Source organism: Sphingomonas sp. BAUL-RG-20F-R05-02 (assembly GCF_022662305.1).
In the GTDB taxonomy this organism is placed as follows: Bacteria; Pseudomonadota; Alphaproteobacteria; order Sphingomonadales; family Sphingomonadaceae; genus Sphingomonas.
Genome location: NZ_JAKNQH010000002.1, coordinates 552,262 through 568,911 on the forward strand (window position 1 = coordinate 552,262; position 16,650 = coordinate 568,911).

22 protein-coding genes are annotated in these 16,650 nt (G+C 67.2%); 8 read left to right on the plus strand and 14 right to left on the minus strand.

What is annotated here, in order from left to right; translation table 11 throughout:
- Positions 1-181 precede the first annotated feature (181 nt).
- The gene (locus L8F97_RS07595; protein WP_242148096.1) at positions 182-514 is read left to right on the plus strand and encodes a UrcA family protein; all 333 of its coding nucleotides are present in this window, start codon (positions 182-184) and stop codon (positions 512-514) included.
- Positions 515-558: 44 nt separating this feature from the next.
- On the opposite strand, the gene ruvA is transcribed toward L8F97_RS07595, so the two are convergent.
- The 5 genes from ruvA to L8F97_RS07620 form a co-directional block, all read right to left on the minus strand.
- Positions 559-1,155: a Holliday junction branch migration protein RuvA gene (gene ruvA / locus L8F97_RS07600; protein ID WP_242148098.1), complete on the minus strand. Its 597-nt coding sequence runs from the start codon at positions 1,153-1,155 to the stop codon at positions 559-561.
- A 31-nt stretch (positions 1,156-1,186) separates the two neighbouring features.
- Positions 1,187-1,693: a crossover junction endodeoxyribonuclease RuvC gene (gene ruvC, locus L8F97_RS07605; protein ID WP_242148311.1), complete on the minus strand. Its 507-nt coding sequence runs from the start codon at positions 1,691-1,693 to the stop codon at positions 1,187-1,189.
- The gene (locus L8F97_RS07610; RefSeq protein WP_242148100.1) at positions 1,690-2,433 is read right to left on the minus strand and encodes a YebC/PmpR family DNA-binding transcriptional regulator; all 744 of its coding nucleotides are present in this window, start codon (positions 2,431-2,433) and stop codon (positions 1,690-1,692) included. Before L8F97_RS07610 ends, ruvC begins: the two co-directional genes overlap by 4 nt.
- 60 nt (positions 2,434-2,493) lie before the next feature.
- Complete coding sequence (locus L8F97_RS07615) at positions 2,494-2,733, minus strand: DUF2312 domain-containing protein (protein ID WP_242148102.1); 240 nt, start codon at positions 2,731-2,733, stop codon at positions 2,494-2,496.
- A 90-nt stretch (positions 2,734-2,823) separates the two neighbouring features.
- Complete coding sequence (locus L8F97_RS07620; protein WP_242148104.1) at positions 2,824-3,120, minus strand: DUF1244 domain-containing protein; 297 nt, start codon at positions 3,118-3,120, stop codon at positions 2,824-2,826.
- 71 nt (positions 3,121-3,191) lie between these two features.
- Between L8F97_RS07620 and pyk the strand changes: the two genes are divergently transcribed.
- The gene (gene pyk / locus L8F97_RS07625; protein WP_242148106.1) at positions 3,192-4,649 is read left to right on the plus strand and encodes a pyruvate kinase; all 1,458 of its coding nucleotides are present in this window, start codon (positions 3,192-3,194) and stop codon (positions 4,647-4,649) included.
- 112 nt (positions 4,650-4,761) lie between these two features.
- Here pyk and L8F97_RS07630 read toward each other — a convergent pair whose 3' ends face one another.
- Together L8F97_RS07630 and L8F97_RS07635 are read right to left on the minus strand one after the other, a co-directional pair.
- Complete coding sequence (locus tag L8F97_RS07630) at positions 4,762-5,850, minus strand: FUSC family protein (protein WP_242148109.1); 1,089 nt, start codon at positions 5,848-5,850, stop codon at positions 4,762-4,764.
- Between the two features lie 102 nt (positions 5,851-5,952).
- Complete coding sequence (locus tag L8F97_RS07635) at positions 5,953-6,951, minus strand: adenosine kinase (RefSeq protein ID WP_242148111.1); 999 nt, start codon at positions 6,949-6,951, stop codon at positions 5,953-5,955.
- A gap of 101 nt (positions 6,952-7,052) precedes the next feature.
- On the opposite strand from L8F97_RS07635, the gene L8F97_RS07640 reads away from it, so the two are divergent.
- Positions 7,053-7,730 (plus strand): EI24 domain-containing protein, encoded by a 678-nt coding sequence (locus L8F97_RS07640; protein ID WP_242148113.1) that lies wholly within the window; start codon positions 7,053-7,055, stop codon positions 7,728-7,730.
- Complete coding sequence (locus L8F97_RS07645) at positions 7,727-8,101, plus strand: hypothetical protein (RefSeq protein WP_242148115.1); 375 nt, start codon at positions 7,727-7,729, stop codon at positions 8,099-8,101. The genes L8F97_RS07640 and L8F97_RS07645 overlap by 4 nt, the downstream gene beginning before the upstream one ends.
- 36 nt (positions 8,102-8,137) lie before the next feature.
- On the opposite strand, the gene L8F97_RS07650 is transcribed toward L8F97_RS07645, so the two are convergent.
- The 5 genes from L8F97_RS07650 to L8F97_RS07670 form a co-directional block, all read right to left on the minus strand.
- Positions 8,138-8,536 carry a hypothetical protein gene (locus L8F97_RS07650; protein ID WP_242148117.1) on the minus strand — a complete coding sequence of 133 codons (399 nt, stop codon included), beginning with the start codon at positions 8,534-8,536 and terminating at the stop codon, positions 8,138-8,140.
- A gap of 98 nt (positions 8,537-8,634) precedes the next feature.
- The gene (locus L8F97_RS07655; protein ID WP_242148119.1) at positions 8,635-9,078 is read right to left on the minus strand and encodes a hypothetical protein; all 444 of its coding nucleotides are present in this window, start codon (positions 9,076-9,078) and stop codon (positions 8,635-8,637) included.
- Positions 9,075-9,503, minus strand: coding sequence for a TIGR01244 family sulfur transferase (locus L8F97_RS07660; protein WP_242148121.1), 429 nt, complete (start codon positions 9,501-9,503; stop codon positions 9,075-9,077). Before L8F97_RS07660 ends, L8F97_RS07655 begins: the two co-directional genes overlap by 4 nt.
- Before the next feature lie 14 nt (positions 9,504-9,517).
- On the minus strand, positions 9,518-11,275 hold the full coding sequence (recQ, locus tag L8F97_RS07665; RefSeq protein ID WP_242148123.1) for a DNA helicase RecQ: 1,758 nt from the start codon (positions 11,273-11,275) through the stop codon (positions 9,518-9,520).
- Positions 11,276-11,293: 18 nt separating this feature from the next.
- Positions 11,294-11,857: a TetR/AcrR family transcriptional regulator gene (locus L8F97_RS07670; protein ID WP_242148125.1), complete on the minus strand. Its 564-nt coding sequence runs from the start codon at positions 11,855-11,857 to the stop codon at positions 11,294-11,296.
- Between the two features lie 56 nt (positions 11,858-11,913).
- Between L8F97_RS07670 and L8F97_RS07675 the strand changes: the two genes are divergently transcribed.
- A complete protein-coding gene (locus L8F97_RS07675) occupies positions 11,914-12,378 on the plus strand; it encodes a DUF4188 domain-containing protein (RefSeq protein WP_242148127.1) in 465 nt (154 codons plus the stop codon).
- A 45-nt stretch (positions 12,379-12,423) separates the two neighbouring features.
- Entirely contained in the window at positions 12,424-12,696 is a 273-nt protein-coding gene (locus L8F97_RS07680; protein ID WP_242148129.1) for a GNAT family N-acetyltransferase, read from the plus strand.
- Between the two features lie 4 nt (positions 12,697-12,700).
- Here L8F97_RS07680 and L8F97_RS07685 read toward each other — a convergent pair whose 3' ends face one another.
- Positions 12,701-14,527: an ABCB family ABC transporter ATP-binding protein/permease gene (locus L8F97_RS07685; protein WP_242148131.1), complete on the minus strand. Its 1,827-nt coding sequence runs from the start codon at positions 14,525-14,527 to the stop codon at positions 12,701-12,703.
- A gap of 126 nt (positions 14,528-14,653) precedes the next feature.
- Here L8F97_RS07685 and L8F97_RS07690 point away from each other — a divergent pair, with 126 nt between their 5' ends.
- Together L8F97_RS07690 and L8F97_RS07695 are read left to right on the plus strand one after the other, a co-directional pair.
- Positions 14,654-14,884 carry a hypothetical protein gene (locus L8F97_RS07690; RefSeq protein ID WP_242148133.1) on the plus strand — a complete coding sequence of 77 codons (231 nt, stop codon included), beginning with the start codon at positions 14,654-14,656 and terminating at the stop codon, positions 14,882-14,884.
- A 44-nt stretch (positions 14,885-14,928) separates the two neighbouring features.
- Positions 14,929-15,339: a hypothetical protein gene (locus L8F97_RS07695; RefSeq protein WP_242148135.1), complete on the plus strand. Its 411-nt coding sequence runs from the start codon at positions 14,929-14,931 to the stop codon at positions 15,337-15,339.
- Between the two features lie 4 nt (positions 15,340-15,343).
- Here the strand turns inward: L8F97_RS07695 and L8F97_RS07700 are convergent, their stop codons facing one another.
- A complete protein-coding gene (locus L8F97_RS07700; RefSeq protein ID WP_242148313.1) occupies positions 15,344-16,645 on the minus strand; it encodes a hemolysin family protein in 1,302 nt (433 codons plus the stop codon).
- Positions 16,646-16,650 lie beyond the last annotated feature (5 nt).

Consider the following 16,650-nt stretch of genomic DNA (forward strand, 5'->3'; position numbering starts at 1 on the left):
CACGCACTTGCCCCCAAATGGGGCGAAGGCGTACAGCGGCGGCTCCAGTTCCATGGAACAGTTGCGGACCCCCGCGCCGCGGGCTGGCGGCTGACATGGAGGCGAGGGCGCGCTTAAAACGGCGCGATCCGGACCGTCCTTCGGCACTGGCATAGCAGGCGGCGCGCAGGAGACCACAACAATGTCAGGCAAGTTCGGGGCGACGATCGCCCGTTCAGCCCTTCTTACCGGCGCGATTCTCGGCGCAGCGGCGCTTACCACGCCCGCATTTGCCGATCCTATCGACGTGTTGACCACCGTGCGCGTCGGCAACCTCGCCCAGCCGACCACTCCGCAGGAACAGGCGGTCGTGCGGTTCAAGATCGCCAACGCGGCCGAGGCCGCCTGCGGCTCCGACCAGCGCAGCCTGTCCGAATACCGGCAGGCGGTGCGGCGGTCGCAATGCTTCCGCGATAGCTATGCGACCGCGATGGAGCAGCTCAGCAGCCGTTGGGGCAGCGGCGCTGGCCAATAAATGATCCGCTTCGCCCGCTGCCGATCCCGGCGGCGGGCGACCGGTTATTTCGCCGCCTTGCGTAATGCGAGACGCACCAGCGCGTCGAGCGTCGCGCCTGCACCCAACTCTTCCTCCGCCGCCCCGACGGCGCTTGCCGCTTCGGCCGGGCGGAAGCCGAGGTTGAGCAGCGCCGACACCGCGTCCGCGCCGGTACCCTTCGGCGCCGCCATCGTCGCCACGCCTGCCGCCAGCGGGATGCCGCCGAAGCGATCCTTCAATTCCCGAACGATCCGTTCGGCCAGCTTCGGGCCGACGCCGTTGGCGCGCGCCACGGCGGCCTTGTCCTGTGACGCGATCGCGCGGGCCAGTTCGCCGGGATCGAGCGTCGACAGGATGGCCAGCGCGACGCGCGCGCCGACACCCTGCACACCGGTCAGCAACCGGAAGGCGTCCCGCTCGGCACCGGTCGAGAAGCCGACGAGCCGGATGAAGTCTTCCCCCACCAGCATTTCGGTATGAAGCATGACGGCCTCGCCGACCGGGCCGATCGCCGACAGGGTGCGGGCCGATGCACCGACCAGATAGCCGACTCCGCCGACGTCGATGACGGCGGAATCGATACCGGTTTCCACCAGCCTGCCTTTGAGATGCGCGATCATCGCGCGGCGTTAGGCGATTTGCCGCCGCGCGTCACGCCTGCGCGCGGATCCGCCGCGCGAGCCCGGCCGCGCTGGCCATGTGGTGCGCGTGCGTGATCGCCACGGCGAGCGCATCGGCCGCATCGGCGCCGGCAAGTTTCGCACCGGGCAGCAGGTGCGCCATCATCGCCTGGATCTGGCGCTTCTCCGCGCCGCCGGTGCCGACCACCGCCTTTTTTACGACGCTGGGATGATATTCGCCGATCACCAGCCCGGTCCCCGCCGCGGCGAGCAACACCACGCCGCGCGCTTGCCCGAGCTTCAGCGTCGACTGCGCGTTGGTGTTTCCGAGCACCTCTTCCACCGCCGCGCTGTCGGGCCGCTCCGCCCGGATCACGTCGAGCAGCGCGGCGTGAAGGTTGGTCAGCCGGCGCGGCAGCGGCATCGACGGATCGGTACGGACCTGCCCGTTAGCGATATGGCTCAAGCGGTTGCCTTCAGCCCGGATCACGCCCCAGCCCGTCGTGCCGAGACCGGGATCGAGGCCGAGGATAATCAGGCGAGCTTTTCCATCACGGCGTCGGACACTTCGTAATTGCCCCACACGGTCTGCACGTCGTCATCGTCGTCGAGCGTGTCGATCAGCTTGAACAGCAACGCGGCGTCCTCCTCGCCGACCTCGACCATGGTCTGCGGCTTCCACGCGAGCTTGGCGCCTTCCGGCTCGCCCAGCACGGGGGTGATCGCCTTGACGACCTCGTGCAGGTCGCCCTGCGCGGTCCAGATCTCGTGGCCATCCTCGCTCGACGAAACGTCCTCGGCACCGGCCTCGAGCGCCGCCTCGAACACCTTTTCCGCATCACCCACTTCCGCCGGATAGGTAATTAGCCCGACCCGGTCGAACGCATGGCTGACCGAACCCGACGCGCCGAGGTTGCCGCCGTTGCGCGACACCGCGACGCGCACGTTGGTGGCAGTACGGTTGCGATTGTCCGACAGCGCCTCGATGATGAGCGACACACCCCCCGGGCCGAACCCCTCGTAGCGGATTTCCTCGTAAGTCTCGGCATCGCTGCGCGACGCCTTGTCGATCGCGCGCTGGATGTTGTCCTTGGGCACCGACTGCGCCTTGGCGGCGTTAACGGCGGCGCGCAGGCGCGGGTTCATGTCCGGATCGGGCAGGCCCATCTTCGCCGCGACGGTGATTTCGCGGCTGAGCTTCGAGAACATGCCCGAACGCTTCTTATCCTGCGCACCCTTGCGGTGCATGATGTTCTTGAACTTGGAATGGCCTGCCATGGGTCGCGTCCGCTGCTTGTTCGGTTCGTGTTCGGGACGGGGATAGGGAAAGCGCCCGGCTTACGCCAGCCCGAGCGCCTGCTTGTACGTCTCCAGCAGCATCTCCGCCTCATCGCGGTGGTGCTTCTCCATCTTGCGCAGGCGGACGATCGTGCGAATCGTCTTCACGTCGAAGCCGGTCGACTTGGCCTCGCCGTAGACGTCCTTGATGTCGTCGGCGATGCCCTTCTTTTCTTCCTCGAGACGCTCGATACGCTCGATGAGAAGGCGAAGCTGGTCGGCGGCGATGGACTCGCTCATGGTGATCCCCCGGGGGTATGAATGGCTGAAAGCGAGCGCCTTTAGGCGACCAGCCCCGCGCCGTCACCCCCCGAGATCATGGTCGTGCGATCAGCCGTTCTTCGCAACGCTTTCGTTCATGCGCGCGATCTGTTCGGGCGTGGCCGGGGCCTGATGCTCGGCCTTCCACTGGCTGTAGGGCATGCCGTAAACGACCGCGCGGCCTGCATCCTTGTCGAGCGTGCCGTCGCTTGCCTCCGCCACCCAATCGCCGAGGCAGTTGCGGCAAAAGCCGGCCAACCCCATCAGATCGACGTTCTGCGCATCCTTGCGGTGCTGCAAATGGTGCACCAACCGGCGGAACGCGGCGGCGGCAATCTGGTCGTCAAGTTGGTCGATCGTGTTCATCCGTGTCTTTCCGAGGTTGATCGAGGATAGATAGGGTTTAGAGCGGCCCGCGCAAACCGACGGGATATGCCATGACCAAGACCATCCTTCCGCGCTCGCGCAAGGTCCGCATCCTTGCCACGCTCGGCCCGGCGAGCAGCACGCCGGAGAAGATCGCCGCACTGTACGAAGCGGGCGCCGACGCGTTCCGCATCAACATGAGCCACGGTGACCAGCAATCGAAGGTTGCGGTGATCGCCGCGATTCGCGCGATGGAGAAGACCTATCGTCGTCCCACCACGATCCTCGCCGATCTGCAGGGGCCGAAGCTGCGTGTCGGCAAGTTCGCCGACGGCAAGGTCGAGCTGGTGACGGGATCGACCTTCATCCTCGACCGATCGTCCGAGCCGGGCGACGCCACCCGCGCCGAACTGCCGCACCGCGAGATCTTCGCGTCGATCGAGGTCGGCGCGCGGCTGCTGCTGGACGACGGCAAGCTGGTGCTGAAGGTCACCGAGCATGATGCCGACCGCATCGTCACCGAGGTAATCGTCGGCGGGATGCTGTCGAACAACAAGGGCCTCAACGTCCCCGACGTGGTGATCCCGATGGCGGCGCTGACCGAGAAAGACCGCAGCGATCTCGCCTTTGCATGCGATCAGGGCGTCGACTGGATCGCGCTGTCGTTCGTGCAGCGCCCGGAGGATCTCGCCGAGGCGCGCAAGCTGATCGAGGGGCGTGCCGCGCTGCTCGCCAAGATCGAGAAGCCGTCCGCAATCGAGCGGCTCGAGGAAATCGTCGAGATGTGCGACGGCGTGATGGTCGCGCGCGGCGATCTCGGCGTCGAACTGCCGCCGGAAACGGTGCCGCCACTCCAGAAGCGCATCATCGAGGTGTCGCGCCGGCTTGGCCGCCCGGTTGTGGTGGCGACGCAGATGCTCGAATCGATGATCACCTCGCCCTCGCCGACTCGCGCCGAAGTGTCCGACGTGGCGACCGCGATCTATGACGGCGCGGATGCGATCATGCTGTCGGCGGAAAGCGCGTCGGGCATGTGGCCGATCGAGTCGGTCGCGATGATGGACGCGATCGGCACTTCGGTGGAGCGCGATCCAACCCATGGCGACCGCATCCACTTCACGGTGACGCGGCCCGACCCGACCACCGCCGATGCGCTGGCCGAGGCGGCGAAGAACATCGCCCAGACGACCGGCGCTTCTGCGATCATCTGCTTCACCTCGTCCGGATCGACCGCGCGCCGGGTCGCGCGCGAGCGGCCGGGCGTGCCGCTGATGGTGTTGACCCCGAAGCCCGAGACGGCACGCCGCTCCGGCCTGCTGTGGGGTGCCTACGCGGTCCACACCAAGGATGTCGCCTCGTTCGAGGAGATGGTGTCCAAGTCAAAGCGGATGGCGCTGCGGCATGGGCTGGCGGCGGCGGGCGACCGGGTCATCATCATGGCGGGCGTGCCGTTCGGGACGCCGGGCTCGACCAACGTGCTGCATGTCGTGCGGATCGTCGGCGATGAACTGAAAGGCTACACGAGCTAGCGCAAGCGAGCGGCGGAGCCGCGTTCGCACCAGCGACGCGCAGCGCCGGCCGGCGCGGCAAAGCCGCGTCCGACGCCACGGGCTTTGCCCGTGGCGGGCATCTCGCTCCGGCCTAAACTCCGCCGATCTCGCCGCGTGCCGTCTCGACGCGCTCGCGGCGGGCAGGCGCGAATAGATGCCAGGCGAGCAGCACCGGCTCGATCACCGCCATGCCCACCAGAGTCCCGGCCAGCCGTTCCAGCGCCGGCGTGATCGCGGCATGCGCGTAGCTGTCCGGCACCAGCGTCACCAGCACGGCGAGCGTGAATTGGGTGCCGGCATAACGGTAGGCATGATCGCCGTTCTCGACCCGTCGGCCGAGCGCGACGCCGATCATCGTACCGAGGATCAGCACCGGCGCGTTGCCGTGCGCGGAGAACAGAAACGCAGCGGCGAACCCTGCCCCGGCTAACCCACCGACGAAGCGGTACAACAGCCGCCAACTCACCGGCACGAACCCGCTCGCGCCGAGCCCCGCGATCGGCACCAGCATCACCGCCATGATCGTGATCGCGCCGCCGGACAGAGCGGGCACGTCGAGCCATGCCGAGATCGCCACCAGCAGCACCAGCGCCACGCCACCCTGCGCGGCGTGGCGCGCCGCAGGGCCACTCCACCCGTCGATGCCGGTGGCGGCGTTGCGCACGCCCGGCCACAGCCGACGCAACGTCACCGCCGACATCAGGCTGACCGCCATGCAGGCGAGCGTACCGGCGCTGGTTTCGAGGATGCGCGTCTGCACGAAGGTACCAAGCGGAATCTCGGGATCGTGCAGCTTGTCGAACAGCACCATCGCAAAGGTGAGGCCGACGAACAGCCAGGCATAGGCGCGTCGCGCGGTGATCGCCTGGTAGAGCGTCACCGTACCGACCGCGAAGATGCCGAGCGCGGCGAGCGGCCAGTGCGGCGCGATCAGCGGGATCGCCGCGAGCGCCATCACACCACCGACGAGCGTGCCGACGATGCGCAGCAAACCGCGCTGCACCGTTTCGCCGACATGGCCGCGCATCACCATGTAGCCGGAGAACGCCGCCCAGGAGACGTTGGTCGCGCCGAGCAGATGCGCGACGAGGATGGCGAGCAGCACCGAGGCGACGCATTCGACAGCATCAATGGTGCGCGCGGTGATGTGCCCGCGAAGGGTGGTGGCGAACGCTTTCACAGCACGCCTTCCCACCTTCTACCTTCCCCGGCGGACGCCGGAGAGAGGAAGCGAGAAGCCGGCGGGCGCGTCATACGACCGTATATAGCGCCCGCCCGGCGCTCACCCCAGCTTTTGCGTGGTGAGCGCCTTCAGGTCGGTCTGCGCGCGCGCGCCGTAATGCGAGATGATCTCCGCCGCGCACAGCGCGCCGAGCCGCAGCGAGCGCTCCAGCCCCATGCCCTGCGCCTGTCCGTGCAGGAAGCCGGCTGCGAACAGATCGCCCGCGCCGGTGGTGTCGACCACGCGCGCGATCGGCTCCGCGCCTACGCTGACGCGCTGCCCGGCCGACACTGCGATCGCGCCGTCCGCGCCGCGCGTGACGACCAGGGTCGGCACCTGCGCCGAGGCGGCCGATACCGCCGCCTCGAAATCCTGCGTGTCCATCAGCGCGAGCAGCTCGGCCTCGTTGGCGAACATGATGTCGATCAGGCCCTTCGCCATCAAATCGCGGAAATCGCCACCGTGGCGGCCGATGCAGAACGTGTCCGATAGTGTGAAGGCGACCTTGCGGCCCGCCTTGCGCGCGATCTCGATGGCGGCACGCATCGCGGCGCGCGGCTCCTCCGGGTCCCACAGATACCCTTCGAGGTAGAGGATCGCACCGGCGGCGATCATCTCGCGGTCGAGCGCGGTCTCGGGCAGGAACTGCGATGCGCCGAGGAAGGTGTTCATCGTGCGCTGGCCATCCGGCGTCACGAAGATCAGGCAACGCGCCGTGGTCGGCTCGCCCTCGCGCGCGGCGGTGGTGAAGTCGATCCCGACCGAGCGGATATCGTGCGCGAAGATCTGGCCGAGCTCGTCATTCGCGACCTGACCAATGAATCCGCACTTCCCGCCGAGCGCGGCAATGCCGGCGACGGTATTCGCCGCCGAACCGCCGCTCGCCTCGATCCCCGGGCCCATCTTGGCGTAGAGCGCGTCGGCCTCCTCGGGTGAGAACACCAGCGCCATCGAGCCCTTGTTCATGCCGGCCTCGGTGATGAAGGCGTCGGTGGACTGGGCCAGTACGTCGACGATGGCATTGCCGATCGCGACGACGTCGTAGGTTGGGGCGCTCAAGGGTTCTCTCCATGCGGAACTGAAAGTTCGGCGGGTACGGTGCCGCGCGACGTGACGCAACCGCGTTGACGTGGCCGCCGTCACGCCGCAACGGTTGCGCGATGCTACGCGCCTTCTTCCTGTCGATCGGCCAGTTCGGCGATCGCGCCTTCCTGATCGTGTTCGCAAAGTCGCTGGCGATCACCTTTGCGCTGTTCATCCTGCTCGGCGGCGGGGCGTGGTGGTGGGCGCAGGGACTGGCGGCGACGCAAGGGGCGGAAGGGTGGCTGTCGGCACTCGCCGGCTTTGCCGCGCTGGTGGCGGTGTTCGCGGCCGGGTGGCTGCTGTTTCGCGCGATCGCGGTCGGCGTGCTGATGCTGTTCGTCGAGGAGATCGTCGTCGCGGTCGAGCGCAAGCATTACCCGCAGGCGCTGGCGGAGGCGCGACATGTCGGCATGGGACGGGCGGCGCTGATGGGGCTCGCGTCGGCAGCGCGCGCGATCCTCGTCAACGTGGTGGTCCTGCCGCTCTACATCGTGCTGCTGGTGACCGGGGTGGGTACGGTCGCGCTGTTCGTCGTCGTCAACGGCTGGCTGCTCGGGCGCGATCTCGCCGAGATGGTGGCGGCGCGGCACCTACCCGCTGCGGCAATGCGTGGCTGGCGCAAGGCGACTGCGTGGCAGCGCTTCACGCTGGGGGTTGCGGGCACCGGGCTGTTCATGGTTCCGATCCTCAACCTTGCAGCACCCGTGCTGGGCGCGGCAATGGCGACGCATCTGTTCCACGGGAGGAAAGCATGAAACGGACCGCCCCGAAACTTACGACTCTGCTGGGGCTGGCGACGCTGGGCGGCTGCGCCGCCACGGGCGCGCCGACCGCCCGACCGGCGAGCTTCGTGCCGGTACCGCGCGGCGGGCCGATGCTGGAGCGGGTGATGGGGCAGACCGGGCCGACGCTGACGCAGATGTTTGGTGCGCCGATCGCCGACGTGCGCGAAGGCACCGCGCAAAAGCTGCAATATGGCAATGCGACCTGCGTGCTGGATGCCTATCTCTACCCCAACGGCAAAGGCCAGCCGGTCGTCAGTTATGTCGACGCGCGGCAGGCCGATGGCAGTCCGATCGATCGGGCAAGTTGCGTCGGCGCGCTTCAGATCGGCAAACGCAAATAACAGGGCCGGTCGTGTGACCGGCCCTGCGCATCTGGATCAGCAACCGTTGCGGTAGTTCTGCGAACGATCGTGGTTCTGGTCGAGGTTCTTGCCGAGCAAGCCACCGCCGACCGCGCCAAGGATCGTGCCGAGCGTTCCGCCACCGAGCACCGAGCCGAGCACCGCCCCGCCCGCGCCGCCGGCGATCAAGCCGGTGGTACCGCTGGAACGGCGGCAATCCTGATAATAGCGGCGATCGTTGCCACGGTAGCTGCGGCTGTAGTCACCGCGGTAGCCGCGGTTATAATTGCTGTACCCGCGCCCGTCGTCATAGCTGCGCTGATACTGAGCGCGATTATCATAACCATAGCGCTGGGCCTGTGCCGGTGCCGCGACGGCCATCGGCATGATCGCTGCGGCGGCGAGGGCAGCGGCGGCAAACTTTTGCTTCAACATCGTACGTCTCCTTCCAGGTGATGAAGACGGTTTACCGATTCGCGTCCGAACCGGTCCTGAACCGGTCGTGCAACGTTCGTTCAGCTTGGGTGGCGTGCTCAGTTCGCGCGGAACTGCCGGATGTCGACGACATTGCCGGCCTGCGCGATCGCCTCGATACGGCGCACGTCCGCCTCCAACACGCCGAACAACGTCACGCTGCCGAGCACGCTTTCGCCCGTATCGATCCGGACGCCCTCCACCGACGTGCTGAGCGACAGCGGGGCGACCAGACGCCGCGCATCGACGCGGATACCCTGTCTACGCAGCACCGCGATCGTGCCGTTGCCCGCGACCACCGCCGCACCGCCATCGCCGCTCACCAGCCCGGCGCGGCCGATGAAGCCGGCGAGCCGCTCCTCCGCCTGCTCGCGCGCCTTGTCGATGCTGGTGATCTTGCTGTCGTCGCGCCGCAACTTGCGCGCGAACAGGCCGATCCCGACCAGCGCGATCACGCCCGCGATAAGCTGATACCAGCGCAGATCGAGCGGCAAGTGCATCATGCGCGACCGGACAGTGCTTCAAGCAGCGGACGCAACCCGTCCAGGTCGTATCCCGCCTCGCGCCCCTTGGCGATCAGCACGTCGGGATCGCGGCCCTGCTTGGCCCGCGCCAGCGCCCACAGGTTGCAGGACCGCGTACCCGAACGACAATAGGCCAGCACCGGCCCGCCCGCGCCTTCGAGTGCCGTCACCATCGCGTCGATCTGCGGGTGCGAAAAGCCGGCCTGCGTGACCGGAATCTCGGTGTAGCTCAGCCCCGCCGCTTCCGCCGCCGTGCGAATCGCGGCACCTCCGGGCTGGCCGGCATCCTCGCCATCGGGGCGGTTGTTGACGATGCCGACAAAGCCGGCAGCGGCGATCTCCGCGACCTGCTCCGGCGTAATCTGGGGCGAGACCGAAACCGACTCGTCGATTTTGCGTAGCATGGCAGTCCTCTCGTTCATCCGCGTAACACCTCCAGAAAGGCCTCGCCATAGGTCTCCAGCTTGCGCGCGCCGATGCCGGTGATGTGGGCGAGCGCGGCGCGGCTGGTCGGTTTCAGCGTCGCCATTTCGCGCAGCACCGAATCGTGGAAAATGACATAGGGCGGCACGCTTGCCGCCGCCGCCAGCTCGCGCCGTCTCGTGCGCAGCGCCTCGAACAGCGGATCGCCCGCCGGGTTCTCGGCCGCGCCGCCACGCCGCCGGCGTTCGCGCTTGGGTGGAACCAGCAACGAGACGGAAGTCTCGTCCTTCAGGATACCGCGCGCGCCCGGGCCGAATTCCAGCCCGCCGAAATCGTTTGCGCGTAGCGCGTCGCGCAGCAGCAGCGCGCGGCTCACCGGCTTGATGAGCGCGACTTCCTCGGGAGTGGACGCGATACCGAACACGCCGAGCGCTTCGTGCCCGTTCATCAGGCTGCGCTCGGTCGACTGGCCGGTCAGAATGCTTTCGATATAGCCGACGCCAAAGCTCTGCCCCGTGCGAAACACCGCGGAGAGGAATTTCCTCGCCACCTCCGTCGCATCGATCGCACCTGGCGGGCTGAGGCAATTGTCGCAGTTGCCGCAGTTATCCGGCGCGGGATCGCCGAAATGGCGGAGCAGGATCTGGCGGCGGCAGGTCGGCGTTTCGACCAGTGCACCCAGAGCCGTAAGGCGGGCGCGCTCGCCGGGCTGGCGGTGCGGCTCGACCTCGGCGATGCGCTGGCGCGCCTTAACGAAATCCTCCGCCCCCCAGAACAGGTGCGCGATTGATGGATCACCGTCGCGCCCGGCGCGGCCGGTCTCCTGATAATATCCCTCGATCGACTTGGGCAGGCCGGCGTGGGCGACGAAGCGGACGTCGGGCTTGTCGATACCCATGCCGAACGCGACCGTGGCGACGATCACCATATCCTCGCTCGCCACGAAATCAGCCTGATTGCGCGCCCGCACATGCGGATCGAGCCCGGCGTGATAGGGCCGCACCTTGCGCCCGGTCGCGGCGAGCCGCTCGGCGAGCTGTTCCACGCCCTTGCGGGTTTGTGCGTAGACGATGCCCGGCCCCGGATTCTCGGCGACGATATCGGCGATCTGGCGGGTGATGTTGTCCTTCGGGCTGATCCGGTACTGGATGTTGGGCCGGTCGAACCCCGCCACGATCATGCCTTCGTGCGGAATACCGAGCTGTTCGAGGATGTCGGCGCGGGTGTGCGCGTCGGCGGTCGCGGTCAGCGCGAGGCGGGGCACGTGCGGAAACGCATCAAGCATCGTGCGCAGCAGCCGGTAGTCGGGCCGGAAATCATGCCCCCATTCCGACACGCAATGCGCCTCGTCGATCGCGAAAAGCGCAAGCGGCGACTGGCCGATCAGGTTGCGGAACGACTCGTTGGAGGCGCGCTCGGGCGCGACGTACAGCAGATCGAGCTCGCCGCGCCGGAAGCGGGCGATCGTCTCCATCTGATCGGTATCGACCGAGGTGAGCGTGGCGGCGCGGATGCCGATCGCGGTGGCCGCGCGCAACTGGTCGTGCATCAGCGCGATCAGCGGTGAGACGACGATGCACGTCCCCTCCAGCGCGACGGCGGGAAGCTGGTAGCACAGCGATTTACCCGCGCCGGTCGGCATCACCGCCAGCGTGTTCTCGGACGCGAGCACGCGGCTCACCACCTGTTTCTGCACGCCGCGGAAACCGGGGAAGCCGAACGTATCCTGCAATATCGGAAGCGGGTCGATCACGAGGCCCGGTTACGCGGATTACCCCGCCGCTGTCGAGCCTTGCGCGGCCATGCCGTCGACCAACAGGTCGAGCGCCGCGTCGACCGCGCTCGGTGGCAGCGTGCCGACCCGCGTATCCAGCAACAAGGTGGCGAGGCCGTGCACCAGCCCCCATGCCGCGAGCGTGGCAACCTCGGCGCGTCGGGGCGCGATCCCGGCAACGCGGCGGGCAAGCACAGTGTAGGCGGTTTCGCCCTCCGGCATGCCGCCGGTCTTCTCGCCCGAGAACATCAGCCGGAACAACGCCGGATGTGCGCGCGCGAAATCGACATAGGCGCGGCCCTGCGCAATCAAGGCCGCGCGCGCATGCTCGGCAGTATCGGCGACGAGCAGCACCTCCCGCAGTTGCGCGAAGCCGCGTTCCGCCACCGCCCGCAGCAGCGCGCCGCGATCGGCGAAATGCCGGTACGGTGCCATCGCCGACACGCCTGCCGCACGGGCGACTTCACGCAGACTTGGTGCGGTGTCGCCATCGTCGAGCAGTTCCAGCGCCGCTGAAACCAGCCCCTCTCGAAGGGCGCCATGATGATAAGCTTCTGCCATGTTTACATCGTACACTTAATTCCCTATGTATACGCCATATACATTGGAGCCATGCCATGCAAAAGCCGGTCAAACGCGAATCCATCGATCTGTCCGCCACACCCGATCTGGTGGTGGTGATGCTGGGTTTTCGCATCCGGCGCTGGCGCGGGGTGCTGTCGATGCTGCGGATCGGGCGTAGTCTCGGTGAGATCCAGCGTGATCGACCGGACGGGTTGCTCCACCACGAACAGTTCTTCTTCTCGCTCACCCACGTCGGGATGCGGCAATATTGGCGCGATTACGACAGCCTCGAACGCTTCACCCGTAGCGAGCCGCACGCGACCTGGTGGCGCGACTTCCTGCGCGACAGTGGCGGCGCTGGTTTCTGGCACGAGGCATACCGGATGCGCGGCGGGATGGAGGGCGTGTATGTCGACATGCCCGGCGCGGTCGGCTTCGGCCATTTCGCGGCACCGCGCGATCCGCGGGGGCCGTTCCTGTCGGCACGCGCGCGGATCGAGGCCAAAGCCGCCGCCTGACGCGGCATCTTGTCGGTCGAGGCACGTTTGTGCGACACGGCGGCCATGCCAGACGTTACCGACAATCGCGCCGAATATGAATTCGAATTGGTCGTAGGCGGCCACCGCGCCGTCGCCGCCTATCAGATGGAGGGCGACACGATCGTGTTCACCCACACCGTCGTTCCTCCCGCGATCGAGGGGCGCGGCGTCGGCTCCAAGCTCATCAAGGCCGCGCTCGATTCAGCGCGCGACCGCGGGCTGAAGGTGGTGCCGCAATGTCCGTTCGTACGCGCCTATATCGAACGGCACCCGGAGTATCGCAGCCTAGTCGCCTGACAATTCATTCCGCCGCCAGCGATTCCTCCGCGCGCTCCTGCGCCTGCCGGTTCCACATTTCCGCATACAGGCCGTCCTGTCGGAGCAGTTCGGTATGGGTGCCACGTTCCTTCACCTCGCCCGCTTCCAGCACGACGATCTCGTCGGCATGAACCACCGTCGACAGGCGGTGCGCGATGACGATGGTGGTGCGGCCCTGCTCGATCGCCTGTAGCGTGCCGAGGATCTCGCCCTCGGTCCGGCTGTCGAGCGCGCTGGTGGCCTCGTCGAGGATCAGGATCGGCGGGTTCTTGAGCAGCGTGCGGGCGATCGCGACGCGCTGCTTCTCGCCACCCGACAGTTTCAGTCCGCGTTCGCCGACTCGCGTATCATAGCCCTGCGGCTGGCGTTCGATGAAGCCGGCGATCGCCGCGCCGCGCGCCGCCGCATGGACCTCGGCCTCGCCCGCGCCCTCGCGGCCGTAGGCTATATTATAGCCGATTGTGTCGTTGAACAGCACGGTATCCTGCGGCACGATGCCGATCGCGGAGCGCAGGCTTGCCTGCGAAACGCCGGCGATATCCTGCCCGTCGATGGTGATGCGGCCGCCGGTCAGATCATAGAACCGGTACATCAGCCGCGCGAGCGTCGACTTGCCCGCACCCGATGGGCCGACCACCGCCAGCGTCGCGCCCGCCGGGATATCGAGATCTACGCCTTTCAGGATCGGCTGACCGGCATCGTAGCCGAAACGCACGTCCTCGAAACGGATATGTCCACGCGCGACGGCGAGCGGTCGTGCGCCGGGCGCGTCGGTCACTTCGGATGCGGTATCGACCAGATCGAACATCGCGCCCATGTCGATCACGCCCTGCCGGATCGTGCGGTACACCATGCCGAGCAGATCGAGCGGGCGGAACAACTGGCTGAGCAGGGTGGACACCAGCACGACGTTGCCGGCGGTGAAGCGCCCCTGGCTCCAGCCGATCACAACGAGCAGCATGCCGCCCGCCATCATCAGGTTGGTGATCGCCGACTGGCCGATGTTGAGCCACGCCAGCGAGTTTTCCGACGACACCGCCGCATTGGCGTAGAGCGTCATTGCCCGGTCGTAACGCCTGGCCTCGCGCTCCTCGGCGCCGAAATATTTCACCGTTTCGAAGTTGAGCAGCGAATCGACTGCGTGCGCGACCGCCCCGGTATCGAAATCGTTCATCCGCGTGCGCAGCGCCGATCGCCAATCGGTGACGACCCGCGTGAACCAGATGTAAACGCCGACCATCACCACCGTGCCGACCACCAGCCACACGCCGAACTTCACCCAAAAAATGCCGAGCACCAACGCGAGCTCGAACACCGTCGGCGCGATGTTGAACAACAGGAAGTAGAGCATGGTATCGATGCTCTTGGTGCCACGCTCGACCACCTTGGTGACGGCACCGGTGCGGCGTTCGAGATGAAACCGCAGCGAAAGCTGGTGCAGGTGACGGAACACCGTCGCCGCCAGCCGCCGCGTCGCGTCCTGGCCGACACGTTCAAACACCGCATTGCGTAGATTGTCGAACACCACCGATCCGAACCGTGCGGCGGCGTAGCCGATCACCATCAGCCCCACGAGCTGGGTCAGGTCCGGCGCGGGCGCGTGCCCGGCCATCCCGTCGATCGCGCCCTGCAACGCAAACGGCGCGCCATAGACCTGTACCAGCTTCGAGACGATCACCAGCAGCATCGCACCGACGATCCGCATCCGCAGCGCCGGCGCATCGGCGGGCCAGAGATACGGGAGGAAGCGCCGCAGCGTCGGCAGCAACGCCCGCTCGGGCGTGTCGGAGGTAAAAGTTTCGGGTGGCATCGAGAGCGGATGTAGGGACAGTCAAGCGGAATCGGAAGCGTTCATGGAACTAGTGCACCGGCTCATCGATTTTACCTCACATACCGGACCAGCGTGTCCGACCCCGAGGCTGAGACGGAAACGATCATGGAACCGCTCTTTTACGTCATGGCGATCATGGGTTGCGGCGATGGCAGTGCGCAGTGCGCACAGGCACGGCTCGAAACCGCGCAATATCGGTCGATCGAACAGTGTCAGGCGGCGATGCCCGCCGCGCTCGCCCGCAACAGCGATCTCGATTTCCCGGTCGTCTCCGCAAGTTGCCAGGCGAAAGGCGCGCGCCTCGCGCAAAACCGCAGCACTCACGCACGCGGCTGATCGAATACTATAACGCCGCGTCATCGGGACGCGGCGGAGATCACATGCGCACACTGTTGGCAATCGTATTCGGCGTGCTCGCGGCGCTGCTGATCATCGACGCCGTCGAACAGGTAACGTCTGCGCTCTACCCGCTCCCAATCTTAGATTCTGCCGATGCAGCAACGTTGTCCGATGTCGTCCACGACATGCCCCTCGTTGCCAAGCTGCTTATCGTGTTCGGCTGGCTTGCCGGGGCGTTTGGTGGTGCATGGTTCGGCCTGCGGGTTTGCGATCGGCGGCGGGTCGGATGGGCGGTGGTGATTGCCGTGGTCGCTTCGGCCGTCGTGAGCGTAGCCACGCTGCCGCACCCGGTGTGGATGAAGGTGTGTGCGATCGTGCTGCCGATGCTAGGCGGCGCGCTCGCCAAACGGATGCACCGCAAGCCTTACCCGGGTGAGGCTTTACTGGGGTAATCCGTCAGTCGCGGCTTACCAGCAACTTGTCGATGCGCCGGCCGTCGAGATCGACCACTTCGAACTTCCAGCCCTGTTCGAGGAAATGCTCGCCTTCACCGGGCAGATGGCGGAACTTGGCGAGCGCCAGCCCGGCGACCGTTGCATAGTCGCGATCTTCGGGCAGGTCGATGCACAACCGCTCGGCAAGCGCGTCCGCCGCCATGTTGCCAGCCACCAGCAGCGAGCCGTCGTCGCGCTCCACGACCGACGGCGCATCGTCGGGATCGGCATCCGATGCGAACTCGCCGGCAATCGCGGCGAGCAGATCGGCGGGAGTGACGATCCCCTCGAAATGCCCGTATTCGTCGTGGATCAGCGCCATCGGCACCTCGGCCTGGCGCAGCGCATCGAGCGCGTCCATCGCGTCGATCTGGTCGAGCACCACGGGTGCCGCCCGCATTAGCGCACGCAGATCGAGCGGTTCACCGCGAAACAGCGCGATCGCCACGTCGCGCGCCTGCACCACGCCGATCACCTTGTCGACCGAACCCTCCGCCACCGGCAGCCGGCTGTGCGAGGCGACCATCAGCGCGGTGCGCACGCCCGCCTCGTCCAGCGTCGCGTCGATCCACTCGACATCGGTGCGCGGCGTCATCACCTCGCGCACCGGCCGGTCGGCGAGGCGGACGACGCCCGAGATGATCGAACGCTCATGCTCCTCGATCACGCCCGACTTGCTCGCCTCGGCCACGATCAGGTGGAGTTCCTCGGCGGTGACATGCTCCTCGGTCTTGCGGTCGAGCCGCATCAGCCGAAACAGCAGCGCCGAGGACGAATCGAGCAGCCACACCACTGGCGCACAGGCCCAGGCGAGCACCAGCACCGGCCGCGCCGCCACCGCCGCGATCCGCTCGGGCGCACGCAGCGCGATCTGCTTGGGCACCAGTTCGCCGATCACCAGCGAGGCGTAGGTGGTGATGCCGATCACCAGCGCAAAGCCGAACGACTCGGTGGTCTGCGCGGGCAGCCCCAGCCAGCGCAGCCGCGCCGCGACCGGCGCGCCGAGGCTCGCGCCCGAATAGGCGCCGGCGAGGATGCCGATCAGCGTGATGCCGATCTGCGTGGTCGACAGGATCTTGCCGGGATCGGCGGCAAGCGCGATCGCGGTATCGGCGCCGCGCACCTTGGCGCGCACCATCGCCTCCAGCCGCGCCCGGCGCGCGGACACGATCGCCAGTTCCGACATGGCGAACAGGCCGTTGAGGAAGATCAGCGCGACGATGATCGCGACGTCGATCCAGGGAAAGGGAGAGAGCGGGTGCATGGCGC

Excerpts from the sequence above, each read along its gene's own strand:
- L8F97_RS07595 (WP_242148096.1), top strand. The coding sequence starts at position 182 with ATGTCAGGCAAGTTCGGGGCGACGATCGCCCGTTCAGCCCTTCTTACC.
- ruvA (WP_242148098.1), bottom strand. The coding sequence starts at position 1,155 with ATGATCGCGCATCTCAAAGGCAGGCTGGTGGAAACCGGTATCGATTCC.
- L8F97_RS07610 (WP_242148100.1), bottom strand. The coding sequence starts at position 2,433 with ATGGCAGGCCATTCCAAGTTCAAGAACATCATGCACCGCAAGGGTGCG.
- L8F97_RS07615 (WP_242148102.1), bottom strand. The coding sequence starts at position 2,733 with ATGAGCGAGTCCATCGCCGCCGACCAGCTTCGCCTTCTCATCGAGCGT.
- L8F97_RS07620 (WP_242148104.1), bottom strand. The coding sequence starts at position 3,120 with ATGAACACGATCGACCAACTTGACGACCAGATTGCCGCCGCCGCGTTC.
- pyk (WP_242148106.1), top strand. The coding sequence starts at position 3,192 with ATGACCAAGACCATCCTTCCGCGCTCGCGCAAGGTCCGCATCCTTGCC.
- L8F97_RS07640 (WP_242148113.1), top strand. The coding sequence starts at position 7,053 with ATGCTACGCGCCTTCTTCCTGTCGATCGGCCAGTTCGGCGATCGCGCC.
- L8F97_RS07645 (WP_242148115.1), top strand. The coding sequence starts at position 7,727 with ATGAAACGGACCGCCCCGAAACTTACGACTCTGCTGGGGCTGGCGACG.
- L8F97_RS07650 (WP_242148117.1), bottom strand. The coding sequence starts at position 8,536 with ATGTTGAAGCAAAAGTTTGCCGCCGCTGCCCTCGCCGCCGCAGCGATC.
- L8F97_RS07655 (WP_242148119.1), bottom strand. The coding sequence starts at position 9,078 with ATGATGCACTTGCCGCTCGATCTGCGCTGGTATCAGCTTATCGCGGGC.
- L8F97_RS07660 (WP_242148121.1), bottom strand. The coding sequence starts at position 9,503 with ATGCTACGCAAAATCGACGAGTCGGTTTCGGTCTCGCCCCAGATTACG.
- L8F97_RS07670 (WP_242148125.1), bottom strand. The coding sequence starts at position 11,857 with ATGGCAGAAGCTTATCATCATGGCGCCCTTCGAGAGGGGCTGGTTTCA.
- L8F97_RS07675 (WP_242148127.1), top strand. The coding sequence starts at position 11,914 with ATGCAAAAGCCGGTCAAACGCGAATCCATCGATCTGTCCGCCACACCC.
- L8F97_RS07680 (WP_242148129.1), top strand. The coding sequence starts at position 12,424 with ATGCCAGACGTTACCGACAATCGCGCCGAATATGAATTCGAATTGGTC.
- L8F97_RS07685 (WP_242148131.1), bottom strand. The coding sequence starts at position 14,527 with ATGCCACCCGAAACTTTTACCTCCGACACGCCCGAGCGGGCGTTGCTG.
- L8F97_RS07690 (WP_242148133.1), top strand. The coding sequence starts at position 14,654 with ATGGAACCGCTCTTTTACGTCATGGCGATCATGGGTTGCGGCGATGGC.
- L8F97_RS07695 (WP_242148135.1), top strand. The coding sequence starts at position 14,929 with ATGCGCACACTGTTGGCAATCGTATTCGGCGTGCTCGCGGCGCTGCTG.
- L8F97_RS07700 (WP_242148313.1), bottom strand. The coding sequence starts at position 16,645 with ATGCACCCGCTCTCTCCCTTTCCCTGGATCGACGTCGCGATCATCGTC.